This is a genomic window from Robinsoniella sp. RHS (genome assembly GCF_001029355.1).
In the GTDB taxonomy this organism is placed as follows: domain Bacteria; phylum Bacillota; class Clostridia; order Lachnospirales; family Lachnospiraceae; genus Robinsoniella; species Robinsoniella peoriensis.
Window position 1 is genome coordinate 23,646 of the sequence record NZ_JNGB01000050.1, and the last position, 6,727, is coordinate 30,372.

A 6,727-nucleotide genomic window follows, 5' to 3' on the forward strand; every position below is an offset into this window, starting at 1 on the left:
TTTGCATATTGTTATTTCGGTAATGATATCTTATTATATTTTCATTGTCAGAGAGATTCTTTTCTTAGGCAGATCTACGCTTAACACTTTTACCTCTACAATATCCCCAACGCTTACAACATCCAGCGGATGTTTTACAAATTTCTTATCACTCATCTGGGAGATATGCACTAAACCGTCCTGATGCACACCGATATCCACAAAAGCCCCGAAATCAATTACATTTCTGACAGTTCCTTTAAGCGTCATTCCCGGAGTCAGGTCTTTCATATCCAGTACGTCACTTCTCAGAATTGGTTTTGGCATTTCGTCACGTGGGTCACGTCCCGGTTTTTCCAGTTCTTTTACAATATCCCGTAAGGTAATCTCACCTACTTCTAAGTCAGCTGCAAGCTTTTTATAATCCCGGATTTTCTTAGATAATCCGTCAAGCCTGCCTGCCGTGATATCTTCCACGCTAAATCCTAAAGTTTCCAGAAGCTTTTTAGCCGCATCGTAACTCTCCGGATGGACACTGGTGGCATCCAGGGGATTTGCTCCTCCCGGTATTCTCATAAAGCCGGCACATTGTTCAAATGCCTTTGGTCCTAATTTTCCAACCTTTAATAACTGCCTGCGGTTTGTAAATCTGCCATTTTCTTCCCGGTAGGCAACAATATTTCTTGCAATCACTTTGGAAACGCCGGAAACGTATTCTAAAAGGGATGCGGATGCGGTATTAAGATCCACTCCAACTTTGTTTACGCTGTCTTCTACTACACCGCCCAGAGCTTCACTTAATTTTTTCTGATTCATATCATGCTGGTACTGTCCCACACCGATAGACTTTGGATCGATCTTAACCAGTTCCGCCAGAGGATCCTGAATTCTTCTTGCTATGGAAGCAGCACTTCGCTGTCCCACATCAAAGTTTGGAAACTCTTCGGTCGCCAGCTTGCTTGCTGAATAAACAGAAGCTCCTGCTTCATTTACGATTACATACTGCACCTGCTCGTCGATCTCTTTAAATAATTCTACGATAATCATTTCTGATTCCCGGGATGCCGTTCCATTTCCCACTGAAAATAAAGTAATACCATATTTCTTAATCATTTTCTTAAGGGTATCTTTTGCCGCTTTTATTTTCGCTTCGGAAGTAGGTGCCGTAGGGTAGATTACCGTTGTATCCAGCACTTTTCCGGTTGGGTCAACGACTGCAAGTTTACAGCCGGTACGAAACGCCGGATCCCATCCCAGGACTGTTTGTCCGGCAATTGGAGGCTGCATAAGCAGCTGTTCCAGATTTTTGCCAAATACGCTGATGGCTCCGTCTTCTGCTTTTTCTGTCATTGCATTTCTGATTTCTCGTTCTATTGCAGGACCGATGAGACGTTTGTAACTGTCTTCTGCCACATCTTTTAACACCGGTACAGTGACCGGATTCTCTTTTATGATAATCTTCTTCTCCAGATATTGCAAAATGCGTTCCTCAGGAGCTTCAATTTTCACATTCAGGAACTTTTCTTTTTCCCCGCGGTTCAGCGCAAGGGTTCTGTGCCCTGCTACTTTACAGATGGCTTCTTCATAATTATAATACATCTCATATACAGATTCTGCCTTTTCATCTTTTGCCGCAGATATGATTCTGCCTTCTTTTTCCGTGATATTTCTTATGTAAATACGGTAATCTGCTTCGTCAGAAATATTTTCGGCGATGATATCTTTTGCACCGGCAATGGCATCTGCCGCAGTCAGTACTTCTTTTTCCTCGGATATAAATGCCTTTGCTTCTTCTTCCAGCGGCTTTGTGGTCATTTGCAGGAGAATAATATTTGCAAGGGGTTCCAGTCCCTTTTCTTTCGCAATTGTGGCTCTTGTCCTTCTCTTCGGACGGTATGGGCGGTACAGGTCATCTACCACTACCAGGGTCTCTGCCCCAAGAATCTGTTTCTTTAATTCTTCAGTCAGCTTTCCCTGCTCTTCAATACTGGATAATACCTGCTGTTTCTTCTCTTCCAGATTTCGCAGGTAAGTAAGCCGTTCGTAAAGCTTACGAAGTACTTCGTCATTTAAGGATCCGGTTGCTTCTTTACGATACCTTGAAATGAATGGTATGGTATTTCCCTCATCTATTAATTTTACGGCAGCTTCCACCTGCCATAGATCTACTGACAGCTCTCTCGCCAAACTTTTATTAATATCCATGTTTATCTCCTTAGCTATGTATATTGGAATGTTTCCCAATTGTTTTTATTCTTTGGCTATTATACTTCAAAACCCGGAAGCGGGCAAGGAATTTCTTGTGTTTCAATTTTTGTTATGTTATTATAATACAGAATATCAAATGCGAAGGAGCGTTTATTATGGATTACGAAAATTACAATAATCAGGGGACTCCCCCTAATAATTACGGTACCCCGCCAAATAATTACGGACAGAACCCTCCGCCCGGTAATTACGGCCCCGGTCCCGAGTCAAATTCATTTTCAACTGCAGCTATGATTCTGGGAATTATATCCCTGGTGACATCCTGCTGCCTGTATATTTCCATTCCGGTAGGCGCGATAGGCATTATTCTAGCCTTACTGTCGAAAGGCAGCTCAACCCGTATGGATTCCCGGAGTAAGACGGGACTTGGAATATCCATTGCCGGAATCGGCATCAGTGTTTTTATGATCATTGCCGTTTTGGTGAGCAACACTTATATGGGAAATACAACCTTCGAAAAGATGTATCAGGATTATTTAGATTATTATGGATATGATAGTTCATCCGATGGTTCTTCCGGCGGCTCTTCCCAGCAGCCAGACCAGAATTCACAGGACCTGGAAGACTATTTTAATAAATATTTCAACGGTGGAAGCGGAAACGGCGGCGACAACATGCCCAAGATCAAAGAAAATCCCAAATCCAGTGTAACACCGGTTCCCAATGATGCCATATAAGCATTTCTGGTTTATGGGACTACGGAATCATTGGATATTTCCAAATGATCAGGACTGCATTTTTTATTACAAAGTTCAGTATTATAATGATTACCGCAATATGGATATACCTGTCTCTGTAGAACATGCCAATTTTGCACCGTCCTTTTGAGAGGATTTCAATGGTATTTGAAATCATGAACCACAGGTATATTACCACACCATACACCACCACCGGATGGTAATACAAGGATTTTAGGAAATGGCCTTCCATTAAGAAAGAGAATGCGCGGGTTCCTCCGCATCCGGGGCAATACAGCCCTGTATATTTATGTACCAGGCAGGGCAGTAAAAAGGCTCCCAACTGTATGTGAAATGCTTTTACCAGGATAGTCAGAATACTTCCCAGTATCAAAAATATCCAGCCGATTTTATATAAACTTTTTCTTTCGCTTTCCTTCTTCAAGGTAATACCTCCAGTCTAGGGCGTATATGAAAAATGCTCTGAACATTGTATAAGTAAGTTTTGCTGTACCAGTATAACATAGGACTGCTAAAGTTGCAAAATTTTCGCATCCGTACTGCTGCGATTTGACAAATATATTCAGATAGGAGTATACAAAATGAAACGTTCATCATCAGAACTAAAAAGTATAGCAAAAGGGAAGCTCCTTGGCAATTATTCCGTACCAATGGGCGCCGTGATTATTTTCTTTGTTATCACTTTTATAATTACTTTTTTCAGCACTTTTACTTTATTAAGAACCTTTACTACATCCGGGCTCATTGTCAGTTACCTGTGCGAATTTATTGTTTCGATCCTTTTAGGCGTTCTTTCTGCCGGAATGTCCAGCCTGTTTTTAAATCTCTGCCGAAATAAAGAATATAAAATCGGGGATATCCTGTACGGGTTCCGGAATTATCCGGACCATGTGATTGCAATTCTAATTCTTTTATTTCTCATGGTATTGGCATGTTTCCTGCCTGTAATCTTATTGGCAGTGTTAAGCAAGGCTCTGGATCTTCTGGTTCTGGACCTGCTGCTGATCCTGTTTGAGGTTATCGGCGTAGTTGCATCAATTTTTTTAATGCTGTCTTATTCTCAGGCAGTATATTTATACATTGACGATCCGCATATGAAAGTAATGGATGCTCTCCGGGAAAGTAAGGAAATGATGCGTGGAAACAAAGGCCGCCTGTTTTACCTGATCATCAGTTTCATCGGTCTTCTGCTGCTCAGTGTCCTTTCCTGTTATATCGGACTCCTTTGGATTGCTCCATATATGAATACAACACTTACTTTATTTTATATGGATCTGCGGGGTGAACTGCCTCCGGCTGCAATGAATTAAACTTTTCAGACAAATAAAAAGAGCAGAAATTCTGCTCTTTTTATTTGTCTGATTTTATGTGCATCTATCTGATTCTTCTATATTTCAGACAGTCCAAATGCCTCATGGCAGGCACGGAGAGCTTTTTCACCATCCTCCTGGTCTACCAGTACAGTCACACGGATTTCTGATGTAGAAATCATGTTAATATTCACTCTGGCATTGTACAGCGCTTCGAACATTTTCGCAGCGACTCCGGGATTTGACATCATACCGGCACCTACAATTGACATCTTTGCCACTTCTTTCTGACAGGTAATTTCTTTTGCAGTAATACGGTTTTTATTGTCCGTCAGAATTGCAATTGTCTCATCTGCTTCATCTTCATCTACCGTAAAACTGATATCCTTTGTTCCCTCACGTCCAATCGACTGCAGGATAATGTCTACGTTAATATGTTTCTTTGCCAATGTATCAAATAATTTGAAAGCGATACCTGGTTCGTCCTTTAACCCCATTACTGAAATTCTTGCAGCATTTTTATCCAAAGCGACACCGCTTACCAACATTCTTTCCACGCTAACTTCCTCCTTAACCACAGTTCCTTCTGAATCATTTAAGCTTGAACGCACTACCAGGGTTACTCCATATTTTTTCGCCATCTCTACGGAACGGTTATGAAGTACGCCGGCGCCCAGTGTTGCCAGGTCTAACATTTCATCGTATGTAATCTCTTTCATTTTTCTGGCATCTTTTACGATACGGGGATCTGCTGTGTACACGCCATCCACATCCGTATAGATCTCACATGTATCTGCATGCAGCACTGCTGCCAGCGCCACTGCCGTCGTGTCTGATCCACCACGTCCAAGAGTGGTATAATCATCATATTTGTTGATACCCTGAAAACCTGTGACGATTACAATCTTGCGGCTTTCCAATTCATGTCTGATTCGTTCCGTATCAATGTTCTTGAGCCTGGCATTTCCATATGCCGATGTGGTTTTCATTCCTATCTGGAATGCATTTAAAGAAATTGCCGGAACACCTAAAGCGTCCATCGCCATTGCCATAAGCGATACAGAAGTCTGCTCTCCTACGGTAAGAAGCATATCCATTTCTCTTTTTGAAGCTCTTGGATTAATATCTTTCGCCTTGGCAAGCAATTCATCCGTTGTCTTACCCATAGCGGAAAGAACGACTACCACGTCATTCCCTTTTTGATGTTCTTCAATACATCTTCTTGCAACATTTAGAATTCTGTCTTTGCTGCCTACAGAAGTACCGCCAAATTTTTTTACTACTAACATATTTTTCTCCTGCGTCTTCATTTACTTTGGGCTTCCCCGGAAATACAAAACTCCCGGATACGCCATTTCGCTTTATTTAGAGAACAAATATTCCATCATCAGGTGCCCTTTGGCAATGTCGTTTCCACTATCCTTTGCTTCTGCCTCATTATAGTTCCATGTCTCATTTCCCGGTGCTGTACTGTCATACAGCAGATACGGCACAGGATCAGAAGTATGTGTACGTACGCAGATCGGCGTCGGATGGTCAGGAAGTACCAGCATACGGTAATCTGCACCAGCTGCATCCATTTGTTCCTTTACGTATTTTATCACACGTTCATCTAAAAATTCAATAGCCTGAACCTTTTTTTCTACACTTCCCTGATGGCCCATCTCGTCCGGTGCCTCTACATGTATATACACGAAGTCATAGCCGTCTTTTAACAGTGCATCCGCTGCCGCCTGCGCCTTGCCTTCATAATTGGTGTGCAGGCCTCCGTTTGCGCCTTCAACCGTAATATTATCCATTTCTGCTCCTACTGCAATCCCTTTAAGCAAATCCACAGCGGAGATCATAACTCCCTTTTTATGGAATTTCTCTTCGAATGAGGATAACGCAGGTTTCGTTCCTGCCCCCCAGAACCAGCAGCTGTTCGCTGGATTTTTTCCCTGTTTCTTCCGTTCGATATTAATCGGGTGGTTCACCAGGATTTCATAACTCTTCTTCTGCATTTCGGCAAGTACGCGATCCTCCGGAAGATGCTTTCCGATTACCTGCCCCAGAACATCATGAGGCGGTGTTAACGCAACTACGTTCCCCTGATTCCAGATCAGACAATGGCGGTAACTGGTACCAACATAGAATTTATAACGCTCATCTTCCAGTGCTTCCCGCACTGCATTCAATAACACTGCTGAATCTTCTGTACTGATTTCACCTGAGCTGTGATCAATGATTGTCTTCTCTTCATAAGGCTCCTCTTCCGAAAGCGTTACCAGATTACAGCGGAGGGCTACATCCGTTGCCTGCATCGGCACACCGATGCTGAGCGCTTCCAAAGGAGATCTTCCTGTATAATATTCTTTTGGATCATATCCCATAACGGAAAGATTCGCGGTGTCACTTCCCGGGCTCATTCCCTGTGGAATTGTATGGAGCATTCCTATCTCAGATACTTTAGCTAAAGCATCCATCACTAGG

6 protein-coding genes are annotated in these 6,727 nt (G+C 42.5%); 2 read left to right on the forward strand and 4 right to left on the reverse strand.

Features of this window, described 5'->3' with window-relative positions; translation table 11 throughout:
* Nucleotides 1-33 precede the first annotated feature (33 nt).
* Nucleotides 34-2,184: a Tex family protein gene (locus RHS_RS18640; protein ID WP_027296422.1), complete on the reverse strand. Its 2,151-nt coding sequence runs from the start codon at nucleotides 2,182-2,184 to the stop codon at nucleotides 34-36.
* 158 nt (nucleotides 2,185-2,342) lie between these two features.
* On the opposite strand from RHS_RS18640, the gene RHS_RS31345 reads away from it, so the two are divergent.
* Nucleotides 2,343-2,924 (forward strand): DUF4190 domain-containing protein, encoded by a 582-nt coding sequence (locus RHS_RS31345; RefSeq protein WP_052378013.1) that lies wholly within the window; start codon nucleotides 2,343-2,345, stop codon nucleotides 2,922-2,924.
* A 19-nt stretch (nucleotides 2,925-2,943) separates the two neighbouring features.
* On the opposite strand, the gene RHS_RS18650 is transcribed toward RHS_RS31345, so the two are convergent.
* Entirely contained in the window at nucleotides 2,944-3,369 is a 426-nt protein-coding gene (locus RHS_RS18650) for a DUF2752 domain-containing protein (protein ID WP_047834033.1), read from the reverse strand.
* A gap of 157 nt (nucleotides 3,370-3,526) precedes the next feature.
* Here RHS_RS18650 and RHS_RS18655 point away from each other — a divergent pair, with 157 nt between their 5' ends.
* Nucleotides 3,527-4,255, forward strand: coding sequence for a DUF975 family protein (locus RHS_RS18655; protein WP_027296420.1), 729 nt, complete (start codon nucleotides 3,527-3,529; stop codon nucleotides 4,253-4,255).
* 77 nt (nucleotides 4,256-4,332) lie between these two features.
* Here RHS_RS18655 and RHS_RS18660 read toward each other — a convergent pair whose 3' ends face one another.
* A complete protein-coding gene (locus tag RHS_RS18660; RefSeq protein WP_027296419.1) occupies nucleotides 4,333-5,544 on the reverse strand; it encodes an aspartate kinase in 1,212 nt (403 codons plus the stop codon).
* A gap of 72 nt (nucleotides 5,545-5,616) precedes the next feature.
* On the reverse strand, nucleotides 5,617-6,727 hold a 1,111-nt coding region (locus tag RHS_RS18665), incomplete at its 5' end, for a cofactor-independent phosphoglycerate mutase (protein WP_047834035.1).

Bases quoted from the DNA above. Each gene is read 5' to 3' on its own strand.
- RHS_RS18640 (WP_027296422.1), bottom strand. From the start codon at position 2,184: ATGGATATTAATAAAAGTTTGGCGAGAGAGCTGTCAGTAGATCTATGG.
- RHS_RS31345 (WP_052378013.1), top strand. From the start codon at position 2,343: ATGGATTACGAAAATTACAATAATCAGGGGACTCCCCCTAATAATTAC.
- RHS_RS18655 (WP_027296420.1), top strand. From the start codon at position 3,527: ATGAAACGTTCATCATCAGAACTAAAAAGTATAGCAAAAGGGAAGCTC.
- RHS_RS18660 (WP_027296419.1), bottom strand. From the start codon at position 5,544: ATGTTAGTAGTAAAAAAATTTGGCGGTACTTCTGTAGGCAGCAAAGAC.